A 15,498-nucleotide genomic window follows, 5' to 3' on the forward strand; every position below is an offset into this window, starting at 1 on the left:
TAAAACTAGGACTTTCTACTTTTCCTAAAAGTATTTTAGAGATGTACTGTTGTTTTACTCCAACTAGCTCAGCTAGTTTATTTTGTGATATGTTTTTTTCTTGCATTTTGTGGATAATTATTTCTTTCATTTCCCCTCCTTGACACTATATGTAGTTGTGGATAAAGTTATTAACAACTATATGATGTATTTTCTCAGTAATTATGCTATAATAATTTATGAATGAAATACCGCGGCTACGGATTTATTCAAAATATTATAGAAAGGAGAATATAATGTATAATCTTATGATTCATTTGAAAAACCAAGAAGAAATTACTGTTAATGAATTCAAAGAATTAACAATATGTCAAGCAGGAAAAAGTAAAACATTCAACACTGATTTTTCATCAATCATTATTATTAATTCATTAACTTACAACTTCAAAGGTTCTGTACAAGTATCTATGAACGGTTCAGAGATTTCTTACCTATCTCTTTATGAAGTTAAATCTGATTAACTCTACTAATTTTTAATAGTTCAGTAATGGCTGCAACCATTTCTGGACTATTTTTTGTTTCGTCAAGTTGTAGTACTTCGATTGAAAATTTTGTAATTGCTTCTGCTAATGTCATTTCTTTCTCCTTAAAACAGCTCAAGCTGCATCATTTTTTTCAATAGTTGGTAGAATACCTTCTGACTTAAGCACGTTGTAAATGAATATCCGTCCTTTTTGAGTCCATTTAGTGTTCATTACGACTTTTTCACCACCTTTTTTATAGTTAGGCAAGATTGTTGTATCACTAAACGTGTATCCGTGATTTTTGTGCTTTGCATACAATAGCCACTGACCGCCGACTTTATGTTGAATTTGTAACTCAAATAGCTTTTTGTTTAGGGCCTGTGCTGTCATACCATAGTCGTCAGCGATTTGACTAATCGTTACAAGTGACTTAGACTTAAGAATGCGATCATAGTAGTCAGCCTTTGGACGACTTTCAGCGACTTGTTGAGATAACATCGCTGTTTTTTCTTGCTCTGTTTTAAGTTGCATGGCAAGTTGAATGATGAAGTCTGGACTAGTTAATGTCTTTTCGATGACTTCGCTTGTCATGTACGCTCCGTGCTTGCGGATTGTTGGGAGTACTTCAATAGCTAGCCAATCTGTGAATTTCTCCGCTACTGCGTTATTAGCCTTGAATGCTAGTTTGTAAACCATAGGTTCGCTGATGAATGAACCTTTTTTAATTTTCCCAACTCGTTGGGAAAGATATTCATTTACTCTAGACCACCGAACTACTACGTTGCCACTTTTGGCAACGGTGGTAAATCCCAATGCTTTTGCAACATCTTCAGCATTGAATAGGTTGTTTTCTCCATCTGTTTTTACAGATAGATTGAATAGTTCATTTTTGAACGTTTGTAATTGTGTCATTTTATTTTTCCTTTCATTGTTCGCTAAACGTAAAACTAGGTTTACGAGATAAATTTTTAGTTTGATTTTTCCAAACTAGCCAAGTGTCAAATGCTTTAAGGTTCGTAACTCTCCCTCGTAAACTCCTATTAAATTTACCGCAAGTGAATTCCTCAAATTCTCTAATTTTGTCTTGAGTGCTACGTCTTGCCCTTGCCCAGTCTTCTTTGCTTTTAGCCAAAGGATTATAGTATCTCGTTATTGTGTCATCATCTGCGTATGGGCTTTCAAGTTCAACGATTGATTTAACTTTAACCACTTTTATTTGTTCTACCATGCTGTTCTCCTTTCTATTCGATATCAAAGTATTTAATAAGAAATGTAATAAGCCATTTTACTGATTGAGTATACTTACGATTTCCGTTCAATATCGAACTTATATCTGATTTACGAAATTTATAGGGTGGTTCTTTGATGTTTTCGTAAGCCCAAATAACATCTTTATTTCCTTTTCCCTCTTGTTCCAAATATTCAACAATTTTCTTTCGTTGAGAATCAAAACTTTGTTCCACTTCTGACATTTTTATCCTCCTATCTTTAAAAAGTTAGATAAATAGTTAGATTATTTATAATTCGCTATTGACACAAACTATCAAAAAGCGTACAATATAAGCATAAATAAAATACTTAATCGAACGTATATAACCGCCTGCAAGCTTGTTAACTAACGTTTTGTGTTAAGGAGTTTTTCTAACTTATTTTCTAACTATTTATCTTACAAATACAATAATACAACTTTTAAATAGTTTTGTCAACAACAAAACTTACTTTTTAGTAGTTTTTTATTTGTAGGAAACCACGAAAGGGTTGCTATGACTATCTTAGACCGTATAAAAAAACTATCAAAAAGTCGTGATAAGACCGTAAAAGAAGTTGCGATTGAATTGGGGCTTGGAGAAAACTATCTTTATTCTCTAAAAAATAAAATCCCAAATGGCCAGACTTTAGAAAAATTGGCCAACTATTTTCATGTGTCAATTGATTACTTACTAGGCCGAGAAGAACCTAAAGAACTGTCAGAACCTATAGACCTTGCAGAACTCATCAATGATGAGGATGTTGATTGGGATAAATGGGTTTCTTTTGACGGAAAGCCAATTAGCGAAGAAGATAAATTAATATTAAAACGAATTTTTGGAAATCAATTAAAAGATTAAGGAATCTTCTATGAATAAACAGGATTTAATGGAACACCTTTTTTTACAATTTGAAAACCTTGGAATTCAAATAATCAGAAATGATTCTATAAATGTCCCTGCAATTGTAAATATAGAAAAAAAACTAATGGCATATAATGGTAAAAAATTGACACCATTTATACTTTCGCATGAAAAGCAGCATGTGTTTTTTCAAGACATACATCGTGGTGGCGATAATGATGCTTGTAATCCACAAGAAGTAAGAGCAAATAAAAAAGCAATCGAATACCTATGGGACATTTTCTTAGAAAATGGCGGTGGCTACGATTACTTTAACATTTTTATTGATTTGACTGAATGCCCTTTTTACATGGCTTATGATATTATCTCAAAGCAATATCATGAGCAAGAAGATGAATTAAATGAAATGGATAGTCTTAGAGATATTGATGATAATGCGCTTCAGAAGTGTATTGAAGAGTATATCAGTACATTAGATGTAGTTGATGAAATAAATGTCTATGGTTTTTTAGAAATGTATCATTTAGCTTATAACTTATATGAAAGAGCTGTTGAAATTTTTAGGGAGATTATAGGGGGTTCTCGTTATCAAGCAATATAAAAAACTACCTAGAAATGGAGGATAAACCAATGTATGTTGAACAAAAGACAAATGGAAAATATCTTTTAAGAGATAAATATAAAGACCCTTACACTGGTAAATGGAAATCAGTATCCATAAGTTTAGATAAAAATACCCCTCAGGCCATAAATAAAGCAAGGGGATTACTTCAAGATAAAATAAATATGAAAACGGAAATTGATCCAAAAAACTTAAATTTGTCTTTTGGAGAACTTTACGAAGAATGGTATAAATATTATCAAGTCCAAAACAAACGAACAAGCTGGATTAAAGTACCTTTTTATATGGATAAACACGTTTTTCCAATAATACACAAGGATATGAAGATTGCAGCTATAGATTCTAGTTTAATTATTAAAGTAATTGATCAAATGTACACTTTCGGAGACTATTCACTCAACTATACAAAACAAACTAGGACAACACTTTCAACTATTTTTAATTTTTCTATTGATAAGGGATACCTAGAAACAAACCCCGTATCAAAAACTAAAATAATAGTAAAACGTGAAAAAGAAAGACAGCATAGAAAGAAAATAAGTGATAAGTATCTTGAAAAAGAGGAGTACCAAGCTTTACTTAAAAATCTTTATCTTGACGATAGAAAAAGACTTCAAGCAGTTATGGCAGAATTTTTATTATTGACAGGTTTGCGCTATGGAGAATTAATAGCATTACAATGGAAAAACTTTAAAAACACATCAATCTTTATTGAGGGGACGCTCGATTATACTTTGAAGAAACTCTCCGAAGCTGTCAAAACTTCTACAAAAAATATTAGTTCTGAACGAATTGTGGATTTGCCAAATCGTGCGGTTCAAATTTTAAAGGAACAAAAAGAGTACAATTCATATAAATTTAGTGTTCTCCCAGAAGACTATATTTTCCTATCAAAGCCAAATGCTCCACTATCGATTCATGCTTTTAATAAATCTTTAAAAGAAGCTGCAAAAGAAGTTGAATTACAGAAAAACGTTTCAAGCCACATATTTCGCCATACGCATGTTTCAATCCTAGCAGAGGATAATATACCGCTCAAAGCAATAATGGAGCGCGTGGGACATTCTGACGCTAACACAACGCTATCTATATATAACCATGTAACAAAAAAATCGAGAGAACAAATCACTTCGTCTCTCGATAATATTTTTTGATTTTTTTGCCCACCTTTTGGACACCAAACGTAAAATAAGATATATTTTAATGCTAGAGCCTTGATAATAAAGGGATTCTATTTTATTTTACATCATGCCACCCATCATTGATGGATCCATAGCTGGTGCAGGACTGACTGGTTCAGGTTTGTTAGCAACAACTGCTTCAGTCGTCAGAATTAATCCTGCAACTGATGCAGCATTTTGGAGGGCAGAACGAGTCACCTTAGCTGGGTCTACGATTCCTGTTTCAATCATATTTACCCACTCTCCTGTTGCAGCATTAAATCCGACACCACGATCAACTGATTTGAGTTTGTCAATTATGACAGAGCCTTCGAAACCAGCGTTCGCAACGATTTGACGAACGGGTTCTTCAAGTGCACGACGTACAATATTAATTCCTGTTTGAACATCTCCATCTGCCTCAATTTTATCAAGGTCAGCAATGACATTCACCAATGCTGTACCACCCCCGGATACAATTCCTTCTTCAACAGCAGCACGAGTTGCATTGAGTGCATCTTCGATCAAAAGTTTCATTGCTTTGAGCTCAGTTTCAGTAGCCGCACCAACTTTGATTACGGCAACACCACCAGACAATTTCGCTAATCGTTCTTGAAGTTTTTCACGGTCAAAATCTGATGTTGTCTTCTCAATTTGAGCCTTAATAATAGAAACTCGATTAGCAATCATATCACTGGAGCCAGCACCTTCAACAATTGTTGTGTGTTCTTTATCAACAGTTACTTTAACCGCTTGGCCAAGAGCTTCAATTGTTGCATCTTTAAGGTCTAAACCAAGTTCTTCGGTAATAACTGTCCCACCTGTTAAAATTGCCAAATCCTCAAGTTGAGCTTTACGACGGTCACCAAATCCTGGCGCTTTAACAGCAACAACATTGAATGTCCCCCGAATTTTATTCAAAACCAGAGTTGGTAAAGCCTCACCATCAACGTCGTCAGCTACAATGAGCAACGGACGATTCGATTTAAGAATTTCTTCAAGTAAAGGTAAAATTTCTTGGATGTTAGAAATTTTCTTGTCAGTTATGAGAATATATGGATTGTCAAGATTTGCAACCATTTTTTCATTGTCAGTCACCATGTATTGAGACAAGTAACCGCGATCAAATTGCATTCCTTCAACAACTTCGAGCTCAGTCTGCATTCCTTTTGATTCTTCAATTGTGATAACACCATCAGCACCAACTTTTTCCATGGCATCTGAAATGTATTGTCCAACTTGTTCAGAACGTGATGATACGGTTGCCACTTGTGCAATTGCTTCTTTACCTGAAACAGGGATAGCTAAAGCAGCAAGGCCTTTCACAGCTGTTTGGGCTGCCAATTCAATCCCGCGACGGATTCCAACCGGATTAGCACCTGCCGTTACATTTTTCAATCCTTCGCGAACAATTGCTTGAGTCAATACTGTCGCAGTAGTTGTACCATCCCCTGCAACGTCATTTGTTTTTGACGCAACTTCGGAAACTAATTTAGCGCCCATATTTTCAAAATGATCTTCAAGCTCTATTTCTTTGGCGATCGTTACACCATCATTTGTAATTAATGGAGAACCGAAAGCTTTTTCCAACACGACATTGCGACCTTTTGGACCAAGCGTTGTTTTTACAGTATCTGCTAAAATATCAATCCCGCGCATCATTGAAGTACGTGCGTCAGATGAGAATTTAATTTCTTTACTCATTTTATGTTTTACCTCTTTATTATCGTATTTTATCGAAAATTTTATTCAACAATTGCTAACAAGTCAGACTCTCTGATGATTAAGAAGTCTTCGCCGTCTGTTTTAACGACAGTACCGGCAAATTTTTCAAAAATAACTGTATCCCCAGGTTTAACTGTCGGAGCAATCAAAGTTCCTTGATGCGTCGTTTTACCAGGTCCTACAGCTACAACTTCGGCAGTCTGAGGTTTTTCTTGAGCCGCAGATGCTAACACAATCCCACCAATAGATTTTTCCTCTTCTTGTTTCACGCGCAATACAACACGATCTTCTAATGGTTTCAACATTTGAATATTCCTCCTCTTTTTACAGTAAGCAAGAGTGCATATTATTCACCTCGCTTTAGCACTCATTTGTTTAGAGTGCTAATCTATATGTTTATTTTATCGCGAAGGTCAAAAATAGTCAAGAAAAAAACTCAATGATCTTTAACTTTTTCATCAATCCCCTAGAACGGTAATTCTTCACCTTCTAGAATTAATTCTTCCGTGTTTCGATTGTTTTTTCGTAGGGCAATTGTTGACCTACTTTCTAAAATTTCATATGACGATACGAGGACTTCTGTCACATAATGTTTTTTATCTTGCTGGTCTATGTATTGCCGGGTTCTTATTTCACCTTCAATACTGATCATTGTTCCTTTTTGTGCATATGAAACAAAATTTTCAGCAAGTTTTCCCCAAATTACTATAGAAATAAAGTCGGTCATTCGTTCGCCATTTTCATTTTTAAAGCGGCGATTTACAGCCAATGTGTTCCGGATAAAATTCTTGTTATTAGAGGTGTGCGATAATTCGGGGGCTGCCACAATTCGTCCTATTAATACTGTTTTATTCATGTTCAATTCTCCTATCTAGTTGAAGTTAGCCTTCACTTACTAATACGTAATTAACTCCGTTTTGTCACAAAAATAAAAAGCTCAGTGAGCCTTTTATATCCGTTTTTATTATTTTGCCTTTAAGGCAGCCATTGTCATGTAATTATAGGGACTATTAAAATGCGGCAAGAAGAACAAATCAAGTAAGGCTAGCTGGTCTATAGTGACTTGGTCTTGAATAGCGAGACTGAACATATTGATGTTTCCTGCAATGATTTCACTGTGACTCACCATTTGTGCTCCAACGATACGACGGCTTATTTTTTCGTATACAATACGAATTTTTACTTTGTCGTTATTTTCATGTAAGAACCAGGCTTTTTGTGAGTCTTCAAAATCTGAATATTCGACATCCAGACCGAATTTTTTTGCGGCTGTGAGAGAAAGTCCCGTCGAAGTCATGTGCAATCCAAAAATCGAAATTCCATTTGAACCTTGAACACCTGGAGCCGCGATTTCTGTTCCCCCGATATTGTGTCCAGCCACAATTCCTGTGCGAATAGCATTGGAAGCAAGTGCAATATACGTTGTTTTTTGAAGGGCATTAGAGAAAATCGTAGCTACATCTCCAACCGCATATACATCTGGATCACTAGTGCGTTGATGTTCATCAACTATTATTGCACCGTTAGACGCTAAGTCGAGTACTCCTTTTGCTAAGGCACTATTGGCTCTAAATCCAATACAGTTGATTAACATATCAATGGGATAATTTCCTTTATCCGTTACTAGTTCATTAATTCGTCCATCTTTTCCATTGAAAGCCGTCGCCAATTCACTAAAGTGCAATTCAATTCCATGATCAGCCAAGTTTTGATCCATTAAATGTGCAAATTCTTTGTCGTAGTATGAGGCAAGTGAAGTTTCCTCGGCGTCAAACAAGAGGACTTCTTTCCCTCTTCGTCTTGCAGCCTCGGCAATTTCTGTACCAATATAGCCAGCACCAATTACAGCAACACGCTGAACCTCTGCTTTTTCTAGCTCTTGATCAACAGACTGACCTTCTTGAAAGAGTTTTAAGAAATGGATTCCATCTAAGTCTTTCCCCGGAATATTAGGAATAATCGGGCGAGAACCAGTTGCTAGGACAAGTTTATCATATGATTCGTTGACTTTTTCACCTGATTTTGTTCTAGCATGAACAATTTTATTAGTATAATCAATGTCTGAAACTTCTGTCTCAGTCATGATCTTTGCTCCTTTTGCTTCAAAAGCGGCCGGATTTGAATAGAACAATTCATCAGGTCGTTCGATTTGACGTCCCACCCAAATGGCTGTTCCACAACCAAGATAACTCATGTTATCATTGCGATCAATCATGACAATTTCATGTCCCTTATATTGATCTAGTAATGTATTTGCCACGGCAATACCAGCATGGTTAGTGCCAAGAATGACGATTTTCATTGGAAATCTCCTTCTTGTTTGAAAGATAAATGTCTTCTACCTCAAACAGATTGTTTGTAAATTAACTTACAAAGTTTAGTTTATCACAATATAAATCCATCTCCAATGAAAGCGCTTGTGAAGTTTGTGAATTCACGTACTTATTTACGGGGATAAAAAAAAGTACCCTGAGGTACCCGTTTTTGCTTTTTAGTTTTTCCACATTGTTTCTGAATCAAATTTTGAACCTGCCTTTAGTGTCACTGGAAGCCCAATGATTCCACGTACTTGGGGAGCATCTGGTAAATTCAATTCTCTCGCTGAACAAAGCATCCCATAGCTTGCAACACCACGGAGTTCTCCAGGGAAAATAAGTGCGCCATTTGGCATCATTGCACCTGGTAAGGCTGCAACTGTTTTGAGGCCTTGCTTAGCGTTTGGCGCTCCACAGACAATTTGAACAGGATCCGCGAAACCGACATTCACTTTACATATGTGCAAGTGATCACTATCTGGATGGTCTTCCATTTCTACAATTTCAGCCACAACAAACTTGGGTTGTTTATCAAGAACCAGAACATCCTCAAAGCCTGCTGTTTTAACTTGAACATTCAATTTTTCAACGTCTTCCGCAGTTAAACTTACTTGTCCTTCACCTGTTAATTCAGGCAAAATAGATTTTGCTTGAAAAATATTCCAAGCGACCGTTTCACCTGTAGATTCAAGGAAAACGCGAGCCACTTTACCCTGTCGTTTAAAATTTACTTTCTCTCCATTGTCATCAGCCACGATTAACATGAGGACGTCACCAACGTGACTGTTATATATTGCAATCATTTTACTTAACTCCTATTTGTTTCTTTAATTAAGAAATTCTTAATTAATTTATGATTTCACTTTTTGGTTTTGGATTTGCCATTTTGGCTTGCCAATACAGCTTTTGCTCTGCAGTAATCCTTTGATAGTCTTCTACTTCATCAATAATTTTTAGCGCATATTCTGAACGATACGAACGTGTAGGATTTCCCGGAAACTTTTTATCTGTAACATTTGGGTCATTTTCAAAAGGCCCTGTTGGTTCAATAAGATAGACATGAGGGGGTGTGTCTCCTTGAGCCAATTCTGCTGCAAGCCCCGCACCGTCCTTCAAAGCCGTAAAATAAACGTGATTCATCACCACGTTTTTATTGTAATTCGAATGATGACCAGCAGTTAAAAATGTTCCATTTGCGAGTTTGGCTTTTGTCCCATGATAAAATGGCCCCCTATCCAAATTTTCTGGCATTATTTTGCAGTCTCCAAAAAGCGATTCACTTCATCTTTTGTTTTACGTAATTTGTTGACCAAGCGTGCCGTTTCTTTGCCATCTTCAATGACAACAAAGCTAGGGATGCCCATAATTCCCCATTCAATCGCAAGATCCATATATTCATCACGATCTACTTCAACAAAAGTGAACTCTGGATTTTCTTTTTCAATTTCGGGCATTTTTGGTTTGATGAAATTGCAGTCGCCACACCAACCTGCTGTAAAGAAAAACACGTGTTTGCCGTCGGCTTTAACAAGGTCTGCCAATTGTTCAAGATTTTCTGGGTTAATCATAAAAATTCCTCACTAATTTCTGTAATTTCTAATGTTCGTGCATCAATTTCAAATGAAATGGCTTTGTCAGAACTGACAGAAATGCCTTTTGTGCTGACAACAACTCCTCCTTTAAAAATTGCATCGTGTTCTGGGTCATCGAAAATCCAGACCGTCAATATGTTTTCATCGGCGAAATAGTCCCTTGCAGCGTCTGTCAAGTTTCGCATCACACCATCTTCCATATCTTGATAACCATGATAAATAAAATGTGCTGCACTTGCCGCGGCAACAAAACCTAAACCAAGTTTGATAAATTTATTCATGTCAAATTTTACCACATTTCTTTCTAGATTTGCGATAGGCAAATTAATCTACCATTCACGAACATCTCTTTCATATTGAAATTTTATCATAAATCTTGCTATAATAGTACCCATAATCATTAGAATAAGCTGCAAAAAGCAAAAGGAGAAATTGATGTCTTTATTTGATAAAATCAAAACCATCACTGAATTGCAAGCCACAAGTGGATTTGAAGCACCCGTTCGCGAGTACATTAAAAAGAGAATGATTGAATTGGGCTATACACCTGAATTTGACGGACTTGGTGGAATTTTCGTAACCATTCAAAGTAAAGTTAAAAATGCACCGCGTGTGATGTTTGCTTCGCACATGGATGAGGTGGGATTCATGGTAAGCTCAATTAAAGCAGACGGAACAATTCGTGTTGTCTCTCTTGGCGGCTGGAATCCAATGGTTGTTTCGGCGCAACGCTTCACTTTGTTTACACAAGATGGTAAGAAAATCCCTCTCGTAACAGGTGGATTACCCCCACATTTATTAAGAGGAACTGGAACAACACCAAGTTTGCCAAATATTTCAGATATAGTTTTCGACGGCGGTTTTACAGATCAGTCAGAGGTTGAACAATTTGGAATTCGTCAAGGTGATGTTATCGTTCCCGAAACCGAAACAATTTTAACTGCTAATGGAAAGAATGTCATGAGCAAGGCCTGGGATAATCGTTATGGATGTTTAATGATTCTTGAGTTGCTGGAATTTTTACAAGGGAAAGAACTGCCTACAACCTTGATTATCGGTGCCAATGTCCAAGAAGAAGTTGGTCTTCGTGGTGCAAAAGTATCCACAACTAAATTCAATCCAGATCTCTTCTTCGCAATTGATTGCTCTCCTGCCAGTGACACTTTTGGGGATGATAATGGGAAGTTGGGAGCTGGGGTTACAATGCGTTATTTTGACCCAGGTCATATTATGTTGCCCGGGATGAAAAAATTCTTGCTGGACACAGCTGAGGAAAGTCACATAATGACGCAAGCTTACATAGCAAAAGGTGGAACTGATGCAGGAGCTGCCCATCTAACGAATGGTGGTGTTCCTTCAACAACAATTGGTGTTTGTGCACGTTATATCCACAGTCATCAAACCATATTTAGCCTTGACGATTTTACAAATGCTCAAAATTATGTACGGGCAATCGCCACCAGCCTTAATTCAAAAAAAGTTGCTGAAATTAAAAACTATTAAACTGACAAAAAACATCGCCAAATTAATGGCGATGTTTTTTTCAATTGGACGAAGAACTACTTGTACTAGAACTTGATTTCGAGCTTGAGCCTGATGAACTACCAGTAGTTGCAGAACTTGTGTCTGATGCAGTCATGCTAGGAAGAATTGAACTCCAAGCATCAACGTAGTTGGCATCTGATCCTCCTATAGCAAATTTGTAAGTTGTTGTTGGTGCTCCTGCTTTTGTAGCCCAGAAACTTGTGACTGTTTTACCGGTAATATCTTTGCCATTAACTTTACCTGGTTTTTCACCTGTTGATTCTAACACAGTCGATTTTGTAACATTTGGATCGGTACTCGGATCTTTAAATTGCTTACCACTTCCGAAAACGGTCGGATCTGCCGCATTAATTGCATTGACCAAATTAGCCATATAAGACGCATTGTTAATATAGCCAGCGTTAGATGTCATTGCACTATTGTCATCATGACCTGCCCACCCCCCTAAAGTTACAGTTGGTGTAGATAACATGAGCCAAACATCCGTGTAATTATCTGTTGTCCCTGTTTTACCAGCCCAAGCAACATTTGAGGCTAAAGTAGGGTTTAGACTCTGTAAATCTGAATAGAATTTACTTGTTTTTTGGGCTTTAATTGCACCTTGTAACATACTTTCCATAATCGTTGAAGTCGCTTCAGAATAGACTTGAACAGGTGTCGGATTTGAATGCTGATAAATGACATTTCCTTGGTCATCCGTAATACTTTGGATGATATAATAAGGCACATATTTTCCGCCGTTTGCCATTGTCGCATAACCATTTGTATGTTGCACAACTGTTGGATCAACTCCTCCACCTAATGGCAGAGATTCGATAGAATAATTAGAGATGTTATATCCCATCTTGGTCATATAAGGTTTTGCACCTTGGTCTTTTTTCAAAACAGCTTGGTATGTCCAAAAAGCGGGAATATTATATGAAACATCGAGGGCTTCAGTAAAGGTCATCATTTTAGTCCCTTTAGAGCCAACGTGTTCAATATCCTGACCAGTAGAATACTTGGCTGGATAATTGGAGAGAATCGTTGCAGAACCCATCAGTCCCATATCTATTGCAGGACCATAAGCAATCAGCGGTTTAATTGACGATCCTGGTGAACGACCTCCAGAAAAGGCATGATTAAATTGATTAGTTGAATAATCCAGTCCGCCAACGAAGCCTAAAACAGCACCTGTGCTATTATCCATCAAAACATTACCTGGTTGTACTGTTCCTGTACCATCCTGCAAAACACTCCCATAATTAGCGACAGCATTTTGCATTGCATTATATACAGCTTGATTGATTGTCGTTTTGACGGTGTAGCCTTTATTTTGTAAATCTTGCTCGGCTTGAGCTTTATAAGCAGCTTTTGTCGAATCATTTCCTAAATCTGTAGCCGAAACATTATCTTTTTTCACAAGATAATTATAAATTTCTTCGACTGCTTGATTATAGACCACATTATAAAGATAGCCATGTGATTTTTCACTTGCCGCAGCAGGTTGTAAAAATTCTTTGGAAATATCATAAGCAACATATTTATCATAGTCTGCCTTGCTGATATAATCATTTCGGTAAAGATTAAAGAGAACGATTTTTTGACGGTTAATTCCGTATGATAGATTAGCTTTTGATTTTAGCGAGCCGTCTGATGCATAGGGAGAGTAAACAATAGGGCTCTGAGGAAGCCCCGCGATAAAGGCGGCTTCTGGCACAGTCAAATCTTTAGCTGACTTACCAAAAATTCCCTGTGCTGCAGCTTGAACTCCAGCGATGTTCTGTCCTTTGTTATTGCGACCAAATGGGGAAACATTCAAATAGTCCGTTAGGATTTCATCTTTTGAAAGATATTTTGTCAGGGCTCGTGCATAGACAATTTCACTTGCTTTACGTTGAAATGTGACACTATCCCCTAAGATTTGCTGCTTAATCAATTGTTGAGTCAATGTTGACCCACCAGAAGTCGTTCCTCCACCAACAGAACCAATAATACCACGAACTACCGCTTTCGGAACGACTCCAGCGTTTGTTTCAAATGTATCATCTTCTGTAGCAATAAGTGCATTTTTTACATTTTGTGAGATGGAATTACTATCAACGCTAACACGTACCAAATCACTCGAAATATCCGAAATTGTTTGTCCATTACTGTATTTTAATGAGGAAACGCCGTGAATATCATTGATTTCTGCTAACATTTTAGCCCTATTAGGGGTGTCCGTTTTTTCAATCAATCGTGCAAAATAACCAATTCCAGCAGCTGCACCAAAGGTTCCCCCTAAAATTAAAACAACGCCAAAAACGATTAAGAGCCCTCGAATAACCGTGAAAGTGGTTGATAAGGTTCTCTTCAAGTCATTATTTTTTTGTTTCCCATCGTTCGAGTTTTCACGTTTCGTTTGAACTTTGTGTTCCAAACGGCGTCTCATTTTATCTTGAGATCCTGGATTGTCTTTTTTCATGCCCCTATTATATCAAAATTACCTTAAAATTTCGCCCTATTTTGCTATTTTTTGATATAATAAGCTTTAGCTTGCTTCCATTTAGGATGACAGATACATTATCAGTTCTGACAAATAATTTTAAGGCAAGGGAAATCTTATGGAAAGGATTTTTTTATGAACATTTTTGACGAATTAAAAGAACGTGGTTTGATTTTTCAAACAACTGACGAAGATGCGCTACGTAAGGCGCTGACGGAGGGAATGGTTTCCTATTATGTTGGATATGACCCTACCGCGGACTCACTACACCTTGGGAATTTAGTATTGATTTTGACTATGCGTCGCTTGCAACTGGCTGGCCACAAGCCTTATGCTCTTGTTGGTGGTGCGACAGGTTTGATTGGTGACCCTTCATTTAAAGATGCTGAACGTTCGTTACAAACCAAAGATACAGTCACTCAGTGGTCTGGAAAAATCCGTTCTCAACTTGAACGTTTCCTTGATTTTGAGAATGGAGAAAACAAAGCTGAGATGACCAATAACTATAATTGGTTTGAAAACATGAGCTTTATTGATTTCTTGCGTGATGTCGGAAAATATTTTACGATTAACTATATGATGTCTAAAGAATCAGTTAAACGTCGAATTGAAACAGGGATTTCTTACACTGAATTCGCCTACCAAATCATGCAAGGCTATGATTTCTATGAATTGAATCAACTCCATCATGTAACGCTACAACTCGGAGGCTCCGACCAGTGGGGAAATATGACTGCTGGTACTGAATTACTACGTCGTAAAGCAGATAAGACTGGTCACGTCATCACTCTGCCATTAATTACAGATTCGACAGGAAAGAAATTTGGTAAATCAGAAGGAAATGCCATTTGGCTTGATGCTGACAAAACTTCCCCTTATGAAATGTACCAATTCTGGCTCAATGTTGATGATGCAGATGCAATTAAAATGCTGAAAATTTTCACCTTTTTGACTCTTGATGAAATTGAAGATATTCGCCTTAAGTTTGAAGCTGCCCCTCATGAACGTTTGGCACAAAAAGAATTAGCACGTGAAGTCGTTAGCTTAGTTCATGGTAAAGAAGCCTACGCCCATGCTGTTCATGTTTCTGAAATTTTATTTGGTGGTGGAAATTTAAAAGAATTAAAGGCAAAAGATATTTTGTCAGGCCTAAAAGCAGTACCACACCATCTTGTCAGTGCTGATGATAATCGAAATTTAGTTGAATTACTCATTTCTTCTGAAATTGAAAAATCAAAACGTCAAGCACGTGAAGACATCGCAAACGGAGCGATTTATATTAACGGCGAACGTGTAACTGACTTAGATTACGTATTAAGCGATGAGGATAAAATCGATGGACAACTAACCGTTATTCGTCGTGGAAAGAAAAAGAATTTCGTTCTTTCTTATTAAATGATAAAAAAGGAACACTAGTTCTTTTTTTTTACTAATTTATTAAAATGTTTTGACAATAGA

The 15,498-nt window shown here is 36.8% G+C and carries 20 protein-coding genes; 6 read left to right on the forward strand and 14 right to left on the reverse strand.

Going from position 1 to position 15,498, the window contains the following annotated elements; genetic code table 11:
- The coding region (locus RT41_RS10795; protein WP_143467351.1) for a helix-turn-helix domain-containing protein at nucleotides 1-130 on the reverse strand (130 nt) is incomplete at its 3' end.
- A 145-nt stretch (nucleotides 131-275) separates the two neighbouring features.
- On the opposite strand from RT41_RS10795, the gene RT41_RS05590 reads away from it, so the two are divergent.
- Entirely contained in the window at nucleotides 276-500 is a 225-nt protein-coding gene (locus RT41_RS05590) for a hypothetical protein (RefSeq protein WP_054640052.1), read from the forward strand.
- Here RT41_RS05590 and RT41_RS10745 read toward each other — a convergent pair.
- The 4 genes from RT41_RS10745 to RT41_RS05605 are packed head-to-tail and all read right to left on the reverse strand — an operon-like array spanning nucleotide 487 to nucleotide 1,975.
- A complete protein-coding gene (locus RT41_RS10745; RefSeq protein ID WP_281251373.1) occupies nucleotides 487-615 on the reverse strand; it encodes a hypothetical protein in 129 nt (42 codons plus the stop codon). The genes RT41_RS05590 and RT41_RS10745 overlap by 14 nt on opposite strands.
- Nucleotides 616-635: 20 nt before the next feature.
- Nucleotides 636-1,415 (reverse strand): phage antirepressor KilAC domain-containing protein, encoded by a 780-nt coding sequence (locus RT41_RS05595; protein WP_096818073.1) that lies wholly within the window; start codon nucleotides 1,413-1,415, stop codon nucleotides 636-638.
- 13 nt (nucleotides 1,416-1,428) lie between these two features.
- The gene (locus RT41_RS05600) at nucleotides 1,429-1,731 is read right to left on the reverse strand and encodes a hypothetical protein (RefSeq protein ID WP_054640053.1); all 303 of its coding nucleotides are present in this window, start codon (nucleotides 1,729-1,731) and stop codon (nucleotides 1,429-1,431) included.
- A 13-nt stretch (nucleotides 1,732-1,744) separates the two neighbouring features.
- Nucleotides 1,745-1,975: a hypothetical protein gene (locus RT41_RS05605; protein ID WP_054640054.1), complete on the reverse strand. Its 231-nt coding sequence runs from the start codon at nucleotides 1,973-1,975 to the stop codon at nucleotides 1,745-1,747.
- 291 nt (nucleotides 1,976-2,266) lie between these two features.
- On the opposite strand from RT41_RS05605, the gene RT41_RS05610 reads away from it, so the two are divergent.
- From RT41_RS05610 to RT41_RS05620, 3 genes are read left to right on the forward strand one after another with little or no spacing between them, the layout of a single operon-like run.
- On the forward strand, nucleotides 2,267-2,611 hold the full coding sequence (locus RT41_RS05610) for an XRE family transcriptional regulator (RefSeq protein ID WP_096818075.1): 345 nt from the start codon (nucleotides 2,267-2,269) through the stop codon (nucleotides 2,609-2,611).
- Between the two features lie 10 nt (nucleotides 2,612-2,621).
- On the forward strand, nucleotides 2,622-3,215 hold the full coding sequence (locus tag RT41_RS05615; protein WP_096818077.1) for an HAD family hydrolase: 594 nt from the start codon (nucleotides 2,622-2,624) through the stop codon (nucleotides 3,213-3,215).
- Between the two features lie 29 nt (nucleotides 3,216-3,244).
- Nucleotides 3,245-4,390: a tyrosine-type recombinase/integrase gene (locus RT41_RS05620; RefSeq protein WP_096818079.1), complete on the forward strand. Its 1,146-nt coding sequence runs from the start codon at nucleotides 3,245-3,247 to the stop codon at nucleotides 4,388-4,390.
- An 87-nt stretch (nucleotides 4,391-4,477) separates the two neighbouring features.
- Here the strand turns inward: RT41_RS05620 and groL are convergent, their stop codons facing one another.
- The 8 genes from groL to RT41_RS05660 all read right to left on the reverse strand — a co-directional run bounded on the left by groL (nucleotide 4,478) and on the right by RT41_RS05660 (nucleotide 10,309).
- On the reverse strand, nucleotides 4,478-6,100 hold the full coding sequence (gene groL / locus RT41_RS05625) for a chaperonin GroEL (RefSeq protein ID WP_096818081.1): 1,623 nt from the start codon (nucleotides 6,098-6,100) through the stop codon (nucleotides 4,478-4,480).
- 41 nt (nucleotides 6,101-6,141) lie between these two features.
- Nucleotides 6,142-6,426, reverse strand: a complete 285-nt coding sequence (gene groES / locus RT41_RS05630; RefSeq protein WP_054639466.1) for a co-chaperone GroES — start codon at nucleotides 6,424-6,426, stop codon at nucleotides 6,142-6,144.
- Nucleotides 6,427-6,587: 161 nt separating this feature from the next.
- A complete protein-coding gene (locus RT41_RS05635; RefSeq protein WP_096818083.1) occupies nucleotides 6,588-6,977 on the reverse strand; it encodes a single-stranded DNA-binding protein in 390 nt (129 codons plus the stop codon).
- Nucleotides 6,978-7,085: 108 nt separating this feature from the next.
- Nucleotides 7,086-8,423 carry a H2O-forming NADH oxidase gene (gene nox, locus RT41_RS05640; protein WP_054639467.1) on the reverse strand — a complete coding sequence of 446 codons (1,338 nt, stop codon included), beginning with the start codon at nucleotides 8,421-8,423 and terminating at the stop codon, nucleotides 7,086-7,088.
- Nucleotides 8,424-8,612: 189 nt separating this feature from the next.
- The gene (ytpR, locus tag RT41_RS05645) at nucleotides 8,613-9,239 is read right to left on the reverse strand and encodes a YtpR family tRNA-binding protein (RefSeq protein ID WP_054639468.1); all 627 of its coding nucleotides are present in this window, start codon (nucleotides 9,237-9,239) and stop codon (nucleotides 8,613-8,615) included.
- Nucleotides 9,240-9,282: 43 nt separating this feature from the next.
- Nucleotides 9,283-9,687, reverse strand: a complete 405-nt coding sequence (gene arr, locus RT41_RS05650; RefSeq protein WP_054639469.1) for an NAD(+)--rifampin ADP-ribosyltransferase — start codon at nucleotides 9,685-9,687, stop codon at nucleotides 9,283-9,285.
- Nucleotides 9,687-10,004: a thioredoxin family protein gene (locus tag RT41_RS05655; RefSeq protein WP_054639470.1), complete on the reverse strand. Its 318-nt coding sequence runs from the start codon at nucleotides 10,002-10,004 to the stop codon at nucleotides 9,687-9,689. The genes arr and RT41_RS05655 overlap by 1 nt, the downstream gene beginning before the upstream one ends.
- Nucleotides 10,001-10,309: a hypothetical protein gene (locus RT41_RS05660; RefSeq protein WP_096818238.1), complete on the reverse strand. Its 309-nt coding sequence runs from the start codon at nucleotides 10,307-10,309 to the stop codon at nucleotides 10,001-10,003. The genes RT41_RS05655 and RT41_RS05660 overlap by 4 nt, the downstream gene beginning before the upstream one ends.
- Nucleotides 10,310-10,463: 154 nt before the next feature.
- Between RT41_RS05660 and pepA the strand changes: the two genes are divergently transcribed.
- Entirely contained in the window at nucleotides 10,464-11,531 is a 1,068-nt protein-coding gene (gene pepA / locus RT41_RS05665; protein ID WP_096818085.1) for a glutamyl aminopeptidase, read from the forward strand.
- Nucleotides 11,532-11,571: 40 nt separating this feature from the next.
- Here the strand turns inward: pepA and RT41_RS05670 are convergent, their stop codons facing one another.
- On the reverse strand, nucleotides 11,572-14,019 hold the full coding sequence (locus tag RT41_RS05670) for a transglycosylase domain-containing protein (protein ID WP_096818087.1): 2,448 nt from the start codon (nucleotides 14,017-14,019) through the stop codon (nucleotides 11,572-11,574).
- A gap of 156 nt (nucleotides 14,020-14,175) precedes the next feature.
- Between RT41_RS05670 and tyrS the strand changes: the two genes are divergently transcribed.
- On the forward strand, nucleotides 14,176-15,435 hold the full coding sequence (tyrS, locus tag RT41_RS05675) for a tyrosine--tRNA ligase (RefSeq protein WP_054639472.1): 1,260 nt from the start codon (nucleotides 14,176-14,178) through the stop codon (nucleotides 15,433-15,435).
- Nucleotides 15,436-15,498: the final 63 nt, after the last annotated feature.

The sequence above is a fragment of the Lactococcus fujiensis JCM 16395 genome, assembly GCF_002441655.1.
Taxonomy (GTDB): domain Bacteria; phylum Bacillota; class Bacilli; order Lactobacillales; family Streptococcaceae; genus Lactococcus; species Lactococcus fujiensis.